Origin of the sequence: Cyclobacterium xiamenense (assembly GCF_009467825.1) — a bacterium.
GTDB classification, from domain to species: Bacteria; Bacteroidota; Bacteroidia; order Cytophagales; family Cyclobacteriaceae; genus Cyclobacterium; species Cyclobacterium xiamenense.
This window is the reverse complement of the sequence record NZ_WIOK01000085.1, coordinates 1-790: the sequence shown is the minus strand read 5'-3', so window position 1 is coordinate 790 and position 790 is coordinate 1. Positions and strand designations below refer to the sequence as shown.

Here is a 790-nt window from a genome sequence, read left to right as displayed (position 1 = left end):
GGGAGTGTTAGCTCAACTCTGTCTGGCTTCCCTTCGGGGGGCTAGCCCCCCGAAGGGAAAATTCACTATTTTTTTAGGACTCTGTCTTCAGATCCAGTTCCAATCTTCCCTCAAATCTAATAGCCAACTGCTGAACAGTCAAGCCCCAATTTTGCAAAGGTGAGGTCCACTTTTTCTCAATACGCCTGGTGACCAGATAAACAAGCTTCATTAAGGCCATATCAGAGGTGAAGGCGCCTTTGGACTTGGTTACCTTTCGCACTTGTCTGTGAAAGCCTTCTACCGTGTTTGTGGTATAGATCAGCCGTCTAATGGATGGGCTATATTCAAAGTAGGTGCTCAATCGGTCCCAGTTATCATTCCAGGAGCGAATTACCACGGGATACTTCTTTCCCCATTTTTCTTCCAAATCCAGCAGAGCCGTTTCTGCCTGGTCCTTGGTATCAGCCTGGTAGACCAATTTTAGGTCCTTCATAAAGACCTTCTGTTCTTTACTGGCCACATACTTAAGGCTGTTTCGAATCTGGTGGACCACACAGAGTTGGATATCGGCTTTGGGGAAGACTGAATGGATGGCCTCCGTGAAGCCGGTCAGATTGTCGGTACAGGCTATCAAGATGTCTTTGACACCACGATTTTCCAGGTCTGTAAGTACCTGTAGCCAGAAATTGGCTCCCTCGCTCTCAGAGATATACATTCCCAGTATCTCCTTTTTTCCCTCTTTATTGATGCCTAACACATTGTACAATGCCTTGTGTTTGACCTTACCCTCTTCCCGGACCTTAAAATG

The 790-nt window shown here is 46.6% G+C and carries 1 protein-coding gene; it reads right to left on the bottom strand.

Features of this window, described 5'->3' with window-relative positions:
* Positions 1–73: 73 nt before the first annotated feature.
* A partial coding sequence (locus tag GCU44_RS22955; RefSeq protein ID WP_154859717.1) for an IS256 family transposase occupies positions 74–790 on the bottom strand: 717 nt, incomplete at its 5' end.